The sequence below is a fragment of the Paenibacillus sp. FSL H8-0317 genome (genome assembly GCF_045040685.1).
In the GTDB taxonomy this organism is placed as follows: domain Bacteria; phylum Bacillota; class Bacilli; order Paenibacillales; family Paenibacillaceae; genus Paenibacillus.
Map to the genome: position 1 here is coordinate 2,262,139 of NZ_CP150294.1, position 17,788 is coordinate 2,279,926.

Here is a 17,788-nt window from a genome sequence, read left to right on the forward strand (position 1 = left end):
ATTAGTTCACACAGAATCGGATCAGAACGGGGAGGGGACGTGAGCATGGAGGAAAATGATTGGATCAAACAACTGGAGCAACTACATTTCTCTGCTGTCCACGTCTGCCATTACTCTAGCAATCCGGGGGCTGTTCAGCGTCGGATCTGGAAAAGGTTCGCCATTTGCAGGGTCATCGCTGGCAAGGGATCTTTGTCTATGGATAACATTGTACATACGGTGTCTCAAGACGATTGGTTTTTGTTGAAGCCAGGAATGCATGTGGAGTTTCAGACGGATATGGAAGCACCTGTCCGATATCAGATCATTTTATTTTCCTGTGTTACACTTACCCGGCGTCGGAATGCTTGGCATACCGAGGCATTTGATCTCCCTGTGAAGGGCAAACTTAATGTTCCTTCCAATACACGTGATATTCAGGAGATGATGGATACCCTGGTGAGTGGAAAGTACTCCATCACGAGTCTGGAAAAGACGCGCAGGAAACATCTTTTGCATCAGTTGTTGATTCAGTTAATGGTGCACGTGAATGAAGCAACACCCCCTGAAGCGGGGATGGATTTGGCACTTGATTATATGACGCATCAGTATATGGAAAACATTCGAATGGATCAGATGGCCCGCATGGCAGGGCTTAGTGTGAATCATTTTATAAGAACATTCAAACGGCAACTCAATATGACCCCGATTGAATATATACTGAAACTACGTATGGCGAAGGCCAAGCAGTTGTTATTTTCTTCAGATAGAATCAAGGAAATTGCGGAGCAAGTAGGTTATAAGGACGAGCACTATTTCAGCAGAGTCTTCAAGAAAAACGAAGGAATCGCCCCAACGTTGTATATGAAAAATAAAGTGAATCGCATTGCCACCTTGTATTACGGGTTGGACGATTATGTGATAACGCTCGGTTTGAGGCCAGTATCCGCTTTATCCTATGGTCAGAGGGTAGCTCGTCATGTTGCCGTACCTGCGCTTCAAGCACACAGTCATCAGGGACTTATTCTGGATAGCTTCAATCAGAACTATGATGATTTGAGGCGAGTCCAACCGGACCTGATCATTACAAGTGATCGTTTGGAGCCAAATGACTCCCTGAATCGTATCGCGCCTACCACCATGCTGGAGCACACCAACCATTTTGGGGAGAGGCTTCTGTATATGGCGGACATTATGGGCCGCACCGAACAGGCTGTACAGTGGATAGAACAACATGCTGAACTGAGCCGGGTTCTTCGAGGACGCATTCAATCGAGGTGGGGGAAACAGAGTGCCATGTTCATCCGGGTGACTTCTCATTTCTACCGAATGTATGGATTGAACAACCAGACAGGGGCGCTATTGTATGATGATCTGGGATTTTATTTGCCTCGTGATTTTCCGGAACAACAGTGGGCTGTAGAGAGTAAAGTTTGCGATTTGCAGTTATACGACGCGGATCATGTGTTTGTAATGGTCGATCCCACAGAAGAGGCGCGTGCTCAACTGAGGCAATTACAGCAATCCAGTGCATGGTTGGCATTAAAGGCTGTTCAAGAAGGCCGTGTATATAATGCAGGAGATATTTTCTTCAAAACGCTGGGTCCGACCGGACGCATGTGGGCCATGCGATATGTGGCAGAGCAACTTGGGGTTACCTTAAGGTGATATTATGCAAGAGAAGAGAGTGGAATAATCCATGGTCAGCCTGTACGCTTTTCCCTACTATAGTGATAATGATTATTATTATTAAATAGTAGAGGGGATTTACTACAAATGGTAAGACAGAGAGCAACAACGATGATACTGTTGACCCTGCTTGTGCTCGTTCTGACGGCATGTAGCAAGGCAACAGAAGCAACGCCTCCGCAACAGGATACACCTGTGGAAGAGAGTGGTACACAAACGATTGAGCATCTTAAAGGAACAACGGTTGTACCGCAAAAAATAGAGCGTATGGTGGTATTATCTGCTGCTTACATCGATCACATGTTGACGATTGGTGAGAAACCAGCAGGCGTTAATGTAGAAGTTCGTTACGGAGGAGATTATTTGCCTTACTTTGCAGATCAGCTTGCCGGCATTCCAACGGTAGGGTCTGCAGACAGTCCTAACCTGGAGGCTATCCTTCAGATTGATCCGGATGTCATCGTTATTGAGAGTCGAACTGCGGAGAGTACGTATGATCAGTTGGAGAAAATCGCTCCGACGATTGTACTTGGTACTGAATGGCTGGATTTTGTTGATGATACAACATATTGGACACAGGATCTGTTGACCATTGCCGGGATGTACAACAAAGTGGATCTGGCAAAAGAAAAGATAGCCGAGGTTGAGCAGCAGGCGAAGCAACTAAAAGCGAAGATCGATCAACTGGATCAAAAAAAGCTGGCTTATCTGCGTGTAAGAGAGAAGACCTTGCAAATATACGCGGCAAAGGGACATCCAACCAACACACTTTTGTATCATGACCTTGGATTTGTGCCAACGACTGTGACACCTTCCGAACAACGTGAGGACCTGTCCATGGAGAAAATTGCAGATGTGGATGCTGATTTCGTAGTTTTGGAGATTGACCCGAATGCCGATGAGTATTTAAACAACATCAATGCAAGCTCACTCTGGAAAAGAGTACCGGCTGTTGGAACAGATCAGGTCTACACGACAGACTCGTTCTGGTTGTTTAAGGGCTGGGGAGTGATTGGGCGAAGCGAGATTATCAACGAAGTTGAAGATATGATTCAGTAGATGAAACGTTATCCAAGACATGATTATTCAGAGATGTTGGAAGCGTTACAGCAATTTTTTGTGACGACGATCCAAGCCACTTGTGATGATTCCAAGTATCCTTTCCGTGTGAAGGATCTGTTGAATGAAGAGAAACGAAACTTGATATTGCGTGAACAGGCTATGCAGCAAGGGCTTCAACTGGGCGGCAGAGGAAGTGCGGCTGTTGGTACACTTTTTGCCAAACGTTACTCCGTATTTGTTATGTCCATAATCTCAGCATTCAGTCTATACGATACGATACTTAGCATTGCAGACGATGATGTGCGGTTTGAATTGAATGGAGCAGGTGGCATGCGATATGCGACTCGGCTGGAGAGAACCTCTCTGGAGGCTGAAGATCCTGTTCTGCGCAGGTCAGAGAGTGGTTTGCTCAAGAAAAGAGTGCTGTTACATCTGGAACCTGTCCTGCGAGCGGTAGCCGTCGGAACAGGAGCGAGCGATAAGGTCATGTGGTCTCTGGTTGCGCATAATGTGCAACAATTGTATGCACGAATGATCCATGATCAGAGCATTTGGAAGACAGATGAACGGCTTGCAAAGATTCAAGAAGATCAAAGCCTCTGGCTGGACCGGCAAAACGATAATGCATGTACATTTGCCAATGAGCTACAGTGCTTCGAACATTCCAGTTGGCAGGGACCGCCGTTCCTGATACGCCGATATTGTTGTTTGGCATATCAGGTTGGGAGCGGCAGTCACGCACATGCATATTGTAACAGTTGTCCGAAACTGGATTCGGAATCCCGATTGCGCAAACTTCTCCAGCAGTGAACTAACAGACACTTTTGTATTGCATGGTACGAATCTGTTTCAGACAATCCGTGTTCTCTTCGGTTTCCAGTGGATAGAATCTATGATCGACAAGCTACACAACCTGCAGCGGCTTGAGCCAGCGTCTGCGGGTTTGTTGGCTTTGTACAAGTTCACGATACCTTTGCATTGAGGGATAGTATTCGTTATACTACAAGCTATTGATCAATTAATCACTAACTATGGGAGGACGAATTATCATGGCTAAAGATACAGCAGCGTCGGTTAACCGGCGAAATGATATTATCTCTGCAGCAATTGACGTCTTCGCGGAAATTGGCTATTATCGTGCGACCACAGCCCAGGTGGCTGAACGGGCACAGATCTCACAGCCGTATATATTTCGTTTTTTCAAAACAAAAGAAGCTTTATTATTAACTGCACTTGAGGTCTCATGGACACGGGTGATTGATTCGTTTCGAATTGTGGTGGAGACGGCGACGCCAGATCAGCTAGAGAATGATCTCATTGAAGCCTACGATAGGATTCTGGAATCTCACAAGAGCGAAATACTGCTTCAGATGCAGGCGCAAACGATCCAGGAAGAAGTTATTCGTCAGGCCATGCAAAAAGGCATGAGTGATGTAAGAGCCATGGTACTGGAAGCTTTCACAGTTGCAGGAATTGCCGAACCTCTGAAAAGAACAATGATTTTCCTGGCGATCGGGATGTTATGTAATATATCTACTGCGCTGGATATGCCAGAGCTCAAGGATCGATAGAGAGGGAGGTAAAGTCCCTTTTTGAATTTTAGTTATTGATCAATCACTAAATATGATTTATATTATTTTCAGATAAGTAATTGATCAATAACTAAATGGATGGAAGAGGTCGATATACGATGAAAAAGGCTATTGTGATTGGAGCCACAGGTGGAACAGGTGCAGCGATTACGGAGGAATTGATTAGACAAGGGATTTCTACGATCGCATTTGGGCGCTCCCGTCAAAAGTTGGAGCAACTTGCGGTAAAATTGGGATATCCGGATCACCTGTTAATTGCAGTTGGAGATGCATTTCGGTCGGAGGATATTATTGCTGCTTCCCAAGGTGCCGATGTCATATTTCATTGTGCGAATGTCCCTTATAACGAGATGGAGAGCAGACTGATTCCGCTCGGTGAATCTGTGATGGCGGCGGCAGAACACTTGGGTCTGAACGTGGTTGTTATAGACGGAATCTATCCCTATGGCAGAAGACAAATGAAGGAAGTAACCGAAGAACATCCGAAACAGCCGCATACGCGCAAAGGCAAGACACGACTTGCCTATGAACAGATGTTATTCAGCACAAGATGGAGCAGAGCTCAGGTGATGATCGTTCGTTTGCCAGATTATTATGGCCCACCGGCTAATCAAGCTTCCTATCTGGGTTCAACCCTTGAAGCGATAGCAAAAGGAAAGATGGCTTTTTTTATCGGGAATATGAAAGTACCCAGAGAGTACATCTATTTACCTGATGCTGCAGTCATGGTGGTGGAGCTGGCAAGCAGAGAGACGACGTATGGACAGAACTGGAACATTCCTGGATCGGGGATCATCTCGGGTCATGACATCGTGCGTATGGCACAGAAGGCTTCGGGGAGAAGCAAACCTGTGGTGGCGTTAGGAAAAGTAGGGTTGTCGGTGATCGGACTAGGTGTACCCGTTATGAAAGAAATTGTAGAAATGTTATATCTGACCGAGGAACCCCTGATCTTGAGTAGACAGAAGTATGAGGAACGGATTGGCCCGGTGGTGGCAACATCTTTTGAAGAAGGAATTGCGTTGACGATTAAGGAGTTGGAGTTGCAGGGGGAGTAGAGGGGAATATATTTTTTAGAGAAAAGTAATTGATTGATCACTAACTATAGAGGTTCCATAGGTATATTGAATAGGGGGCGCACAAAGCTAGTCCCGGGCATAGAGTGTACTATTGTAAAATGCGGAGAATCGACGTGGTGTACGAGGAGGGGGGATTTTCTTGTGAGCGGTATATCCAAAAGGAAACGCAAAATTTCCTCAAGTAGTACAGGCAAACGGAAAGCAAAAAAATCAAAAAAACACTCTATCCCAAAGAAGAAGAGTAAGTCTTGTAAGAAAAGCAAACGTAAATGCAAAAAAAAGAAAAATCACAGGATTCCTTTCCTTCGCGGCCCACGGGGGTATCAGGGAATGAGAGGATTCACTGGAGCAACAGGTGCTACTGGGTTAACCGGAGACCCTGGGTATCCCGGCATATGGGGAGCAACCATTTTAACAGGACGGACTGGAGTAACCGGAACCACGGGAAGTACCGGAATAACTGGAGTCACAGGTGCAACAGGTGCAACAGGTGCAACAGGAGCTACCGGACTGATGGGCACCACAGGTGTGACTGGTACTACAGGATTTACAGGTCCAACTGGAGTTGCAGGATTAGCTGGGGCTACCGGGTTCACTGGAGCAACTGGCCCAACTGGAGCGACGGGTCTAATAGGTATTATGGGTGCGACTGGATTAACGGGAAGTACTGGCGAAACTGGAACCACAGGCCCGTCCGGAGTAACAGGAACAACTGGTATAACTGGAACGACAGGTACTACGGGCGCGACCGGCCCAACCGGTGAGACAGGTATCACCGGAGTTACAGGCGCTACAGGATTTACTGGGGCGATAGGAGCAACGGGAAGTGCGGGTCCAACTGGAAATACAGGCATAACCGGCACGAAAGGGATAACAGGTGCGATCGGCGCAACTGGTGCCACTGGGGGGATTGGGTCTTCGGGAGTTACTGGAATTACGGGTGTAACCGGATCTACTGGAAGTACTGGTGAGACGGGGCTAACAGGAGTCACAGGTCCAACTGGTGTCACTGGCGTAACTGGCGTTACGGGTACAGCAGGTACGACTGGACTAACTGGCGTTACTGGAATTGCGGGCACAACAGGAACGACTGGAGTAACGGGTGCAACAGGTATTACTGGATTTATAGGTAGTACAGGTCCAACAGGGGTCACAGGAACGACAGGTGTGACGGGATCAACTGGCGCAACTGGAGAAATGGGGATTTCAGGTGCAACCGGAGTTAGTGGCACAACAGGAATTACCGGAGCTACCGGAATTACGGGTGCTACAGGAAACACCGGGACGACAGGTGTAACTGGAGAAACAGGGTTCACAGGACTAACGGGAGTTACCGGTCCAACAGGAACGACAGGGTTAACAGGGGTAACCGGAATCACCGGTGAGACTGGAACCTCAGGGATTACAGGTACAACTGGACTAACTGGCATTACTGGAACCACGGGTCTCACAGGCGTGACTGGAGCCACTGGTGCGACTGGGACCACAGGAAGCACGGGTACAGCTGGTGTAACTGGCCCAACAGGTGCGACTGGAGAAACAGGAAGTACAGGTTCCACGGGAGTAATCGGCGCAACCGGAACCACTGGTGCAACTGGAGAGACAGGACTAACAGGTATAACTGGAGCTACTGGAAGTACGGGTGCGACGGGAACAACTGGTGTTACAGGTGCAACCGGAGTTAGTGGCACAACAGGAATTGCTGGTGTAACTGGCGCGACAGGACTCACCGGGGTTACTGGTTCAACTGGTAATACCGGAGCTACTGGCATAACCGGGGTCACCGGCGAAACAGGGCCAACCGGCACAACTGGCTTAACTGGCGGTACGGGTACAATTGGTGTGACCGGAGCAACAGGCGTCACCGGAGAGACGGGTCTAACTGGGAGCACAGGAGCCACAGGAATTACTGGTGCAACCGGAATTACTGGAGATATAGGTCCAACAGGGGTCACAGGTACGACTGGCGTGACGGGATCGACCGGTGCAACTGGAGAAACGGGAATTACCGGAACCACTGGCGTTACTGGGGAGACTGGTCTAACAGGAGGTACAGGTGCAACTGGACTAACTGGTATTACCGGAACCACGGGTACAGCTGGTGTAACGGGCCCTACCGGTTCGACTGGCCCAACTGGTGAAATAGGACCAAGCGGCACGACTGGCTTAACTGGCGTTACGGGTACAATTGGTGCGACCGGAGCAACAGGCGTCACTGGAGAGACGGGTCTAACTGGGAGCACAGGAGCCACAGGAATTACTGGTGCAACCGGAATTACTGGAGATATAGGTCCAACAGGGGTCACAGGTACGACTGGAGTGACGGGCTTAACTGGCGCAACTGGAGAGACGGGTCTAACTGGGAGCACAGGAGCCACAGGAATTACTGGTGCAACCGGAATTACTGGAGATATAGGTCCAACAGGGGTCACAGGTACGACTGGAGTGACGGGCTTAACTGGCGCAACTGGAGAGACGGGTCTAACTGGGAGCACAGGAGCCACAGGAATTACTGGTGCAACCGGAATTACCGGAGCTACCGGAACTACGGGGGCTACAGGAAACACCGGAACGACAGGTGTTACTGGAGAAACAGGGTTCACAGGAATAACGGGAATTACGGGTACCACCGGAGCTACTGGCGTCACTGGAGAGACGGGTCTAACAGGGGGTACAGGTGCCACGGGAGTAACCGGCGCAACCGGAACAACTGGTGCAACTGGGCTAACAGGAGTCACTGGTGTCACCGGGGCTACAGGTGTAACGGGATCTATAGGTTTGAATGGCCCAACAGGAGAGACAGGACTAACAGGTATAACTGGAAGTACGGGTACGACGGGAACAACTGGTGTTACAGGTGCAACCGGAGTTAGTGGCATAACAGGAATTGCTGGTGTAACTGGCACGACAGGACTCACCGGGGCTACTGGTTCAACTGGTAATACCGGAGCTACTGGCATAACCGGGGTCACCGGTGAAACAGGGCCAACTGGCACGACTGGCTTAACTGGCGTTACGGGTACAATTGGTGTGACAGGAGCAACAGGCGTCACTGGAGAGACGGGTCTAACTGGGAGCACAGGTACGACTGGAGTTACTGGTATAACTGGTCCGACAGGCACTACAGGACTAACAGGGAATGCTGGTGAAACAGGACCAACAGGTACGATTGGGGTAACGGGTATCACGGGAGTTACTGGTGCAACCGGAACTACTGGAGCTACAGGTCCAACAGGGGTGACAGGTCCAACTGGTGTGACGGGATCAACTGGAGAAACAGGGTTCACAGGACCAACCGGTGCGACTGGAGCCACTGGGGTCACCGGTGAAACGGGTACGACTGGAGCAACGGGAAGTACGGGTACTACGGGAGCTACTGGTGTAACAGGCACAACTGGTATCACAGGGGAAACAGGTCTAACAGGAATTACTGGTCCAACTGGTGTGACGGGATTAACTGGAGCCACGGGCACGACAGGCACGACAGGACCAACAGGACCAACCGGAGCCACTGGTGTGACTGGCATAACCGGAGTCACAGGTACGACTGGAGTTACAGGAGCAACGGGGAGTACGGGTTCCACAGGAATAACTGGCGTAACCGGGCCGACTGGTGCTACTGGAATTACTGGCCAAACTGGTGTGACAGGATCAACCGGAGTTACTGGATTAATTGGGGAGAGGGGTCTAACCGGGATTACAGGTGCTACTGGAATTACTGGGGCAACCGGTCCAACGGGTATTACTGGTGAAACAGGAATAACCGGCACGACCGGCGTAACTGGCATTACGGGTGTGACTGGAGCTACTGGAATTACAGGCGCCACCGGCACAACTGGCCAAACTGGTGAGACGGGAGTAACTGGACTTACTGGGGTTACAGGTAATACAGGATTTACTGGAACGACGGGAGCAACTGGAGCCACTGGAGAGACGGGTCTAACTGGGGTCACAGGTACGACTGGTGTGACGGGGCCCACCGGGGCTACTGGAGCAACAGGAACCACGGGCATTACAGGAGTGACGGGTGTAACAGGTGCTACCGGTACGACAGGTGTAACGGGACCAACCGGAGCCACTGGGGAAACAGGTATAACAGGGGTTCCAGGAACGACTGGGGCAACCGGAACCACGGGAGTTACTGGCGTAACCGGCTCGACTGGAGAGACAGGTGCAACAGGCGTTACCGGCACGACAGGTACAACAGGACCAACCGGAGCCACTGGTGCGACTGGCATAACCGGAGTTACAGGTACGACTGGTGCTACAGGTGCCACCGGTCCAACGGGTATTACTGGTGAAACAGGAGCAACCGGCACGACCGGCGTAACTGGCATTACGGGTGTGACTGGAGCTACTGGAATTACAGGTGCCACCGGCACAACTGGTCAAACTGGAGAGATGGGTCTAACAGGGGTCACAGGTATGACTGGTGTGACGGGACCCACCGGGGCTACTGGAGCAACGGGAACTACGGGTGCGACTGGTGCCACTGGGATCACAGGTGTGACTGGAGCAACCGGAACCACGGGTATTACAGGAGAGACAGGTGTAACAGGCGTTACCGGCCCGACAGGTGTATCAGGAGCCACAGGCACAACAGGAACTACAGGTGCAACGGGTGTAACAGGAGCCACCGGAAGTACTGGTTCAGCAGGAGTTACAGGTATAACTGGTGCGACCGGAGCAACTGGAGAAACAGGAATAACGGGAGCTACTGGTTTTACAGGTGCAACTGGGGTCACAGGCATCACAGGAACAACCGGCACAACAGGAATTACAGGCCCGACTGGACCAACTGGGGCTAACGGAATTACGGGGGCAACCGGTGTAACGAGTGCAACAGGAGCTACGGGAGCCACTGGAGCAACAGGAATCACAGGTGCCACGGGCTTGACAGGAGCCACTGGACCAACCGGCCCCAATTTTGCAACACAAGGGTTCTCTGCCTTCCTGGCTACACTTTCGACAGCAACCAGCACTCAGTTAACCAACTGGACGACAACGGCTCCTTATTACGGTAATGCCAACTTCAATGCAACTACGGGGAATTATACCGTCCCGGTAACTGGAAGATACTCGATTGTGGCCACGATCAATTATGCAACGACCGCAGCGATTGCTCTATCTCTGGGGGCTGGCGTTAACCCAGCCTTTTTTGTACAGAGAACATCCCCTACGGTAACGACACTTGTCAGTGGTTTGTTGCCCGTCCTAAATGTCGCGATTACGCTACTTACACTGCGGGCAGTGCTGGGAAGTGGTTCAGTGACTTTGGCAGTAGAAGTCGCATTGAATGCGGGGGATGTGATTGGACTGTTCTATGCTGCAAACGGGTTGACGATTACATTGAACCTGGGCAGTGGTGCTACAAATGGCATTGTGTGGTCTGTGCATGAGATCACCTAAAAATACTTCTCAACGGATTGTGCCTATGGACAAATTCGTAAAGTTGTAATAAGTTAGTTTGAAGATATTCGAAATATCTTTTGGAAATTGGACTAACAAGTGAGGTGGATTTCATGATTCCTATTTTGGGACGCATTAACGAATTAAGTCGAAAACAACGCAGCAGCGTCGGTTTGACAAAAGCAGAACAAAGCGAGCAGCACGAGCTTAGAAAACAATATTTGCAGGCTATTCGAGGTCAGGTACTGACAACCATGCTGGCAGTATCCGTTGTGGACCCGCTGGGGCATGATGTGACCCCTGAGAAATTAACCAATGAAAAATTGCAGCGCCGGGAACAGGCCGGCCAATAGCATTCCTTTAAAAGACAGACCAAGGTTACATCTTGGTCTGTCTTTTTTTGTTTTCTGCAAATCTTCCGTCTAAAAGGAAGCACATCAAAAGAGGAAGGTACCATCTAATTAGGTATTTCGTGAATATTAACAAGCATGTTAGATATTTTTAGTGTTGATGACAATAAAGCTGCCGCGAACTTCAAATAATCTCGGATAACTCATATAATAACGCTAATATATTTCAGAAATACAAGGTGAAAGCACAATTAACCTCAATATAACTAACAACAAACTTACATCAAATAATCAAAGAAAGACTAGTTCATATGTGTCCTTGAAAGGGTTGATGAATCATGAGCCTGGAAGATTTGAATGAACGTGTGAAGAAAGATCTAGCTTATTTGTCATTTGGTGGTTCGAACTGGGTACGCCCAAGAGAACATGCGGATGGTCATGTCTATGATGTTGTCATTGTAGGCGGAGGCCAGAGTGGATTAGGGGCAGCATTTGGACTTCTTCGTGAGCGGATATCCAATATTGTTGTTATTGACGAGAATGCATCGGGGCTTGAAGGACCATGGGAGACTTATGCACGTATGGTTACTTTACGCACACCCAAGCATCTGACTTCCATCGATCTGGGTATCCCCTCGTTAACTTTTCGCTCATGGTGGGAAGCACAGGTGGGGCCCGATGGTTGGGAAGAGATAGACAAGATCCCGCGTGGAGACTGGATGAATTATTTACGCTGGTATCGGAAAGTGCTGAATCTGCCTGTGTTTAATGAGGTGAAATTAACGCTGGTTGAGCCAATAGAGAACGGAATACATCGACTTCATGTGAACAAGGCAGGAGCTCAGATGGACGTTATCCTTGCTCGCAAAGTAGTGTTTGCTACGGGAATACAAGGTGGTGGAGAGTGGCATGTGCCATCCATGATTGCGGATAGATTACCTCCGGATCGGTATGCCCATACGTCGGAAGCGATTGATTTTGATCGATTAAAAGGTAAAAGGGTTGCTGTGCTTGGCGGCGGTGCCTCTGCATTCGATAATGCGAGTTATGCCCTTGCCACGGGTGTGGCGGAAGCTCATGTATTTGTACGGCGGGAACAACTACCTAGTGTTAATCCCATTCGTCAGCTGGAACAATCCGGTATGATTGAGCGATACCACGCTCTTCCGGTTGCTGATAAATATGAAGTGATCTCTCATTTCTTCAAATTCAATCAACCGCCAACCAACGATACGTTTAATCGTGCGGCAGCCTGGCCTGGATTCGAACTGCATTTGAATTCGCCTTGGCTGAGTGTGGAAGCGACGGAGCAAGGCGCGATAGTGCATACGGCACAGGGAACATTTACGTTTGATTTTCTGATTATTAGCACAGGTCTTCTCAGTGATCCGGCACTCCGTCCTGAACTGAAGCTTGTGGAGCCATACATCGCGCGTTGGGAGGATTGTTACCAGGCTCCACCAGAGCATCGCAATGCGTTGCTGGACGCACATCCATTCCTGAGTTCCGGGTTTGAAATGACAAGCAGGAGTGAACAGGGTGAGAAACCGTTGCACGGACTGTTTGTATTCAACTACTCTGCACTTGCCAGCTGTGGTCTGTCGGCATCGGCAATATCGGGAACAAAGAGTGCAGTACCGAAACTCGTCACTGCCATAGCGGATCAGTTGTTCCTCGATGATCGGGAGATTATTTTGCAGCAATTCTATGCGTATGAAGAACAGGAATTTACGGCTACATGGGTGAAAAGTGGTGCCCTCGCTGAGTAATTGCACTCTATAATATTGTGAACGTGTGGCATCTGATGCTGCACGTTTTTTTGTTTTTCATATGATGAAGGTTACACTTGCCTTTAATTTGTTGTAAAATGTCGGTTGGAACATGTTAAAGGCAGGGATAATAGATGAATGAAATGAACTATGAACAATTTAGAGCCCATTTGAAGAAAGCGTCGCGTAAACGAAATGTACCTTTGATTAAGATCGTAGCATTTCAAGAGAAATACATGAAGATTGAAGAAGTTCAATTTTACGATGTGGAACAAAATCATATGAGTGTTCAGGCCTGCAATACGTTGTGGATGCATCTGGAGAATAAATCTTTCCGTAATATGGTGTCCCAACATTTGCAGTTTTATAGAGATATGGAGAACCTGGGTCGGCATTCATTTGAGAATCTGATCAAAGAACTATATGATACATCTGTTCCTGTGCTGCTCGATTACAATCCCGCTCATTATTACACCTCGGGGCAATTGGCTGAGATTCTGGTCATGAATGAGGAGCGGTTGATAGAACAATTGGAAATGGGCCGCTTCAAGGGGGCTTTTATTAATGAAGAAGGTAAATGGCTTAAACCTAAACCGGATGCAATGGTTGTAGAGTCATAAACGCGCATGTAAATCCTATGAATAGTTAAATCCTGCAACGCCGCGCTTGAAGCGCCGGATGCTGCAGGATTTTTAGTGGATATGAAGCGCACAGAATGACATCTTTATGGACAGGGAAACTTCGTTCGATGAATACTCCAGTCTCTGACGAACTCTAAATCCATCTTTGCAAGGATTAGGAGTCCCAGCGATCAAAACGAGGCTCGCGGGCCGGAATAATATTGATTAGTGCGGAAGAGTATGAGTTACGTGAGTCGAAAGTTGCGGGTTTTTGAAGGTTTTTAAATTATTTTGAATGAAAGTGGTTGTTTTTTGAGGGATTTATGATACTATAGAAGCAGTTGGAGGAATGAAGATGCTGACTGAAGAACGATATGCTGCAATTATAGAGCGCTTACATTTACAGGGAATTGTGAAATTGCAAGAACTAGTTGATGTGTTGGGTGCTTCTGAATCAACGATTAGGCGTGACTTGATCGATCTGGAGAGTCGTCAGATGCTCAAACGCATCCACGGCGGTGCCGCACTGGTGAATGAAAAAACGCTAGAACCGGGCATGGAAGAAAAAACGTTCAAAAACATTCAACAAAAAACAACGATTGCCCGTTTGGCTGCACAGGAGATCGAAAATGGCGAATGCATTTATCTGGATGCAGGGACGACAACGTTAGCTATGATTCCTTTTATTGAAGCTAAAGACGTAACGGTTGTAACCAACGGACTTTCACATGTTGAAGCTTTGGTAAGCAAACGTATTCGCAGTTATTTGCTCGGAGGTATGATGAAAATTCATACAAAAGCAGTCATTGGCAGTATCGCATTACAGAACATGGATAATTTCCGTTTTGATAAATGTTTTCTTGGAAGCAACGGAGTTGATCCCGAAATGGGGTATACAACACCGGATCCGGAGGAAGCCTTGATTAAAAGGCGTGCACATCAATTGTCGGGAAAATCTTATGTGCTGGCTGATTCCAGCAAAATAGGGGAAATTACTTTTGCCAAATTGTTTGATTTGGAGGAGGCCGATTTGATTACTGAGCAGATGCCAGAACACTGGCGGCCTGGAATCGCCCAGAAAACTAAAATAATTGAGGGATAACGATGATATATACGATAACACTTAACCCGTCCATTGATTACATCGTGGAAGTGGATGAGCTGAAACTTGGCGGATTGAATCGAATGAATCGGGATTTGAAGCTCCCTGGTGGCAAAGGCATTAATGTGTCTCGCATACTGAATCAACTTGGAGCAGATAACACGGCCATTGGTTTCCTTGGTGGATTTACTGGACGTTTCATTAATGACAAATTGCAAGAAGATAACATTCGGACAGACTTTGTCACAATTGCAGACGATACTCGCATTAACATCAAGCTGAAGCATAGAGAAGAGACAGAGATTAATGGTCTTGGACCTGCAATTAGTGCCGAAGAGGCAGAGCAGCTGCTTCACAGATTGTCTTCATTGGAAAAAGGAGATATTGTCATCCTCTCCGGAAGTGTGCCGCCTTCACTTGGAACGGATTTTTATGATCGTCTCATTAAAGTATGCAAGCAAACGGGTGCCGAATTTGTGATTGATACAACTGGCCCTGCGTTAATGGAAGCTCTTGAACATGCACCATTGCTGGTGAAGCCAAATCATCATGAACTGGCTGAACTGTTCGGTGTAACGATTGATACACGTGAGGAACTGGTGTTATACGGGCGTAAGTTGCTGGAAGCCGGTGCTAAACATGTGTTGATTTCCATGGCAGGTGAGGGTGCACTATTCATTACCAAAGCGGAAGTTCATCATGCTAATGTGCCAAAAGGCACTGTGAAAAACTCGGTTGGTGCCGGTGACTCCATGATTGGCGGATTCGTAGGTACTTATGTACAGAGCGGAGATTTGCTGGAAGCTTTCCGCACAGGGGTTGCATCTGGAAGCGCGACTGCGTTCTCGGATGATCTGGCAACACGTGAATTGATTGATGAACTACGCAATCAAGTGACCATTACGACAATCTAGTTTAAAAGACATATAAAAGCTTTTCATTGTAATTGTAATGTAGTGAGGCCTGCCTACGCGGGCCGACTGAACTTAAGGGAGTGTACCAAGATGAGAATAACAGACTTGATGATCCAGGAAACCATGATCATGGACCTGCAAGCCACAACCAAAGATGAGGCTATTGATGAACTGATTGCAAGCCTGAACCGAAGCGGACGAATTAATGATCCGGTCCTGTTCAAGGAAATGATCTATAAAAGAGAAGCTGAATCCAGCACGGGGATCGGTGGCGGAATTGCGATGCCACATGCCAAGACAACAGCAGTGAATGAACCAACGGTTGTATTTGCCAAGAGTAGAAAAGGGCTTGATTTTGAAGCGTTGGATGATCAGCCAGCTCATGTGTTCTTCATGATTGCGGCTCCAGAGGGCGCAGGTAATACCCATCTGCGTACGCTTGCAGCTCTTTCCAGGTTGTTGATTGATAGCGATTTCATCTCACAATTGATGAGTACAGATACACCTGCGGAAGTTAGTGCACTGTTTGATGCCAAACAGGCAGAAGCAGCGGAGAAGGAAGCAGCAAAAGAAAAAGCAAAAGCTGAAAAAGCAGCAAATGCCGCATCGGGCTCCAATAGCAATCAGCAACAGAATACCTCTGGGGTCATTGTAGGTAATGCCAATTCGGAAGATTTTGTTGTTGCGGTTACAGCCTGTCCAACCGGTATAGCTCATACGTTTATGGCTGAAGATGCACTTAAAAAGAAAGCTCAGGAAATGGGCATTAATATTCGCGTAGAGACAAACGGCTCTGAAGGAGCGCAGAATGTTCTCACTGCTGATGAGATCGCTCGTGCTAAAGGGGTTATCGTTGCCGCAGACAAAAATGTGGAGATGGCACGTTTCGATGGCAAACCGGTATTGCAAAGACCGGTGAGTGATGGAATTCGTAAATCCGAAGAGCTGATTCGCAAAGCCGTTAACGGTGACGCGCCGATCTATCACAGCCAAGGCGGAAATGCCAAAGAAGATGGCGCAAACACTGGTAAGATCAGTGTAGGTAGCAAAATCTATAAAGATCTGATGAACGGGATTTCACATATGCTTCCGTTTGTCGTAGGTGGAGGAATCCTCCTGGCTATTTCGTTCCTTATTGAACAGCTTGCGGGCGAGGATAATCCCCTCTTCCAGCTGCTTCAAACGATCGGTGGCGGAACAGGTGCTTTCCACTTCCTCATTCCGGTACTTGCCGGATTTATCGCGATGAGTATTGGTGATCGCCCGGCCCTGATGCCTGGTATGGTCGGTGGATTGATGGCAGTTAACTCAAACGCCGGTTTCCTTGGTGGTCTGGCTGCCGGTTTCTTGGCGGGTTATGTAGTTATTGGTCTCCGTAAGTTGTTCAAAGGATTGCCAAAAGCGATTGATGGCTTGAAACCAATCTTGCTGTATCCGGTATTTGGTTTGCTGATCGTAGGTGCCATCAGTTTCTATGTCTTTGATCCAATCTTTGGTTCCCTGAACACCTGGCTGGTAGATGCACTTGGTAACCTGGGTACAGGTAATGCGGTATTGCTGGGCTTGCTGCTTGGCGGCATGATGTCCATCGATATGGGTGGACCATTCAACAAAGCGGCTTACACGTTCGCCATTGGTGTGTTCACATCCAGTGGTAACACAGACGGTGCATGGATGGCAGCGGTTATGGCAGGCGGTATGGTGCCTCCTCTGGCGATTGCACTTGCAACAACGTTCTTCAAATCCAAATTTACAGAGCAAGAACGCAAATCAGGCCTGACTAACTATGTACTTGGATTTTCTTTCATTACAGAAGGTGCAATTCCATTTGCTGCGGCTGATCCATTGCGTGTATTGACTTCTTGTATTCTGGGTTCCGCTGTTGCTGGCGGATTGACACAACTGTGGAGCATTAATGTGCCAGCTCCGCACGGCGGCATCTTTGTTGCAGCACTGGCGAACCACGCATTATTGTTCCTGCTCGCTGTTACAATTGGTTCTGTGATCTCCGGTTTGATTCTGGGACTGTGGAAGAAGTCACCAACGCTTGTGAAGTAACAGATATAAGAAACATCTCCTGGGTGAAATTCACTTGGGAGATGTTTTTTATTTCAGTTTTTTCGTCAGGTAGTGGAAAGTTGCTTCCGTATTTGTGTAAAATGCTTATTTAGCTTTTACATTCATGTGTGGTAAACTAAATATAATTATATTTTGAAACTATGT

The 17,788-nt window shown here is 48.0% G+C and carries 12 protein-coding genes; all 12 read left to right on the plus strand.

Features of this window, described 5'->3' with window-relative positions; genetic code table 11:
• Positions 1-45 precede the first annotated feature (45 nt).
• The 12 genes from MHB43_RS10695 to MHB43_RS10750 all read left to right on the plus strand — a co-directional run bounded on the left by MHB43_RS10695 (position 46) and on the right by MHB43_RS10750 (position 17,623).
• Positions 46-1,647 (plus strand): helix-turn-helix domain-containing protein, encoded by a 1,602-nt coding sequence (locus tag MHB43_RS10695; protein WP_405131944.1) that lies wholly within the window; start codon positions 46-48, stop codon positions 1,645-1,647.
• 108 nt (positions 1,648-1,755) lie between these two features.
• The gene (locus MHB43_RS10700) at positions 1,756-2,727 is read left to right on the plus strand and encodes an ABC transporter substrate-binding protein (RefSeq protein ID WP_405131945.1); all 972 of its coding nucleotides are present in this window, start codon (positions 1,756-1,758) and stop codon (positions 2,725-2,727) included.
• Positions 2,728-3,540: a hypothetical protein gene (locus MHB43_RS10705; RefSeq protein WP_405131946.1), complete on the plus strand. Its 813-nt coding sequence runs from the start codon at positions 2,728-2,730 to the stop codon at positions 3,538-3,540.
• Positions 3,541-3,779: 239 nt separating this feature from the next.
• Positions 3,780-4,301 carry a TetR/AcrR family transcriptional regulator gene (locus MHB43_RS10710; RefSeq protein ID WP_339307745.1) on the plus strand — a complete coding sequence of 174 codons (522 nt, stop codon included), beginning with the start codon at positions 3,780-3,782 and terminating at the stop codon, positions 4,299-4,301.
• A gap of 119 nt (positions 4,302-4,420) precedes the next feature.
• Entirely contained in the window at positions 4,421-5,380 is a 960-nt protein-coding gene (locus tag MHB43_RS10715; protein ID WP_405131947.1) for an SDR family NAD(P)-dependent oxidoreductase, read from the plus strand.
• Positions 5,381-5,731: 351 nt separating this feature from the next.
• Positions 5,732-10,810, plus strand: a complete 5,079-nt coding sequence (locus MHB43_RS10720; protein ID WP_405131948.1) for a beta strand repeat-containing protein — start codon at positions 5,732-5,734, stop codon at positions 10,808-10,810.
• Between the two features lie 113 nt (positions 10,811-10,923).
• The gene (locus MHB43_RS10725) at positions 10,924-11,163 is read left to right on the plus strand and encodes a DUF896 domain-containing protein (RefSeq protein WP_036670038.1); all 240 of its coding nucleotides are present in this window, start codon (positions 10,924-10,926) and stop codon (positions 11,161-11,163) included.
• A 335-nt stretch (positions 11,164-11,498) separates the two neighbouring features.
• Entirely contained in the window at positions 11,499-12,929 is a 1,431-nt protein-coding gene (locus tag MHB43_RS10730; RefSeq protein WP_339183727.1) for an NAD(P)-binding domain-containing protein, read from the plus strand.
• Between the two features lie 134 nt (positions 12,930-13,063).
• Positions 13,064-13,549 carry a hypothetical protein gene (locus MHB43_RS10735; protein ID WP_237176101.1) on the plus strand — a complete coding sequence of 162 codons (486 nt, stop codon included), beginning with the start codon at positions 13,064-13,066 and terminating at the stop codon, positions 13,547-13,549.
• Between the two features lie 355 nt (positions 13,550-13,904).
• On the plus strand, positions 13,905-14,651 hold the full coding sequence (locus MHB43_RS10740) for a DeoR/GlpR family DNA-binding transcription regulator (protein ID WP_017689448.1): 747 nt from the start codon (positions 13,905-13,907) through the stop codon (positions 14,649-14,651).
• 2 nt (positions 14,652-14,653) lie between these two features.
• Positions 14,654-15,565, plus strand: a complete 912-nt coding sequence (gene pfkB / locus MHB43_RS10745; RefSeq protein WP_221823270.1) for a 1-phosphofructokinase — start codon at positions 14,654-14,656, stop codon at positions 15,563-15,565.
• A gap of 90 nt (positions 15,566-15,655) precedes the next feature.
• Positions 15,656-17,623 carry a PTS fructose transporter subunit IIABC gene (locus MHB43_RS10750; protein WP_221823272.1) on the plus strand — a complete coding sequence of 656 codons (1,968 nt, stop codon included), beginning with the start codon at positions 15,656-15,658 and terminating at the stop codon, positions 17,621-17,623.
• Positions 17,624-17,788 lie beyond the last annotated feature (165 nt).

Excerpts from the sequence above, each read along its gene's own strand:
- MHB43_RS10695 (WP_405131944.1), top strand. The coding sequence starts at position 46 with ATGGAGGAAAATGATTGGATCAAACAACTGGAGCAACTACATTTCTCT.
- MHB43_RS10700 (WP_405131945.1), top strand. The coding sequence starts at position 1,756 with ATGGTAAGACAGAGAGCAACAACGATGATACTGTTGACCCTGCTTGTG.
- MHB43_RS10705 (WP_405131946.1), top strand. The coding sequence starts at position 2,728 with ATGAAACGTTATCCAAGACATGATTATTCAGAGATGTTGGAAGCGTTA.
- MHB43_RS10710 (WP_339307745.1), top strand. The coding sequence starts at position 3,780 with ATGGCTAAAGATACAGCAGCGTCGGTTAACCGGCGAAATGATATTATC.
- MHB43_RS10715 (WP_405131947.1), top strand. The coding sequence starts at position 4,421 with ATGAAAAAGGCTATTGTGATTGGAGCCACAGGTGGAACAGGTGCAGCG.
- MHB43_RS10720 (WP_405131948.1), top strand. The coding sequence starts at position 5,732 with ATGAGAGGATTCACTGGAGCAACAGGTGCTACTGGGTTAACCGGAGAC.
- MHB43_RS10725 (WP_036670038.1), top strand. The coding sequence starts at position 10,924 with ATGATTCCTATTTTGGGACGCATTAACGAATTAAGTCGAAAACAACGC.
- MHB43_RS10730 (WP_339183727.1), top strand. The coding sequence starts at position 11,499 with ATGAGCCTGGAAGATTTGAATGAACGTGTGAAGAAAGATCTAGCTTAT.
- MHB43_RS10735 (WP_237176101.1), top strand. The coding sequence starts at position 13,064 with ATGAATGAAATGAACTATGAACAATTTAGAGCCCATTTGAAGAAAGCG.
- MHB43_RS10740 (WP_017689448.1), top strand. The coding sequence starts at position 13,905 with ATGCTGACTGAAGAACGATATGCTGCAATTATAGAGCGCTTACATTTA.
- pfkB (WP_221823270.1), top strand. The coding sequence starts at position 14,654 with ATGATATATACGATAACACTTAACCCGTCCATTGATTACATCGTGGAA.
- MHB43_RS10750 (WP_221823272.1), top strand. The coding sequence starts at position 15,656 with ATGAGAATAACAGACTTGATGATCCAGGAAACCATGATCATGGACCTG.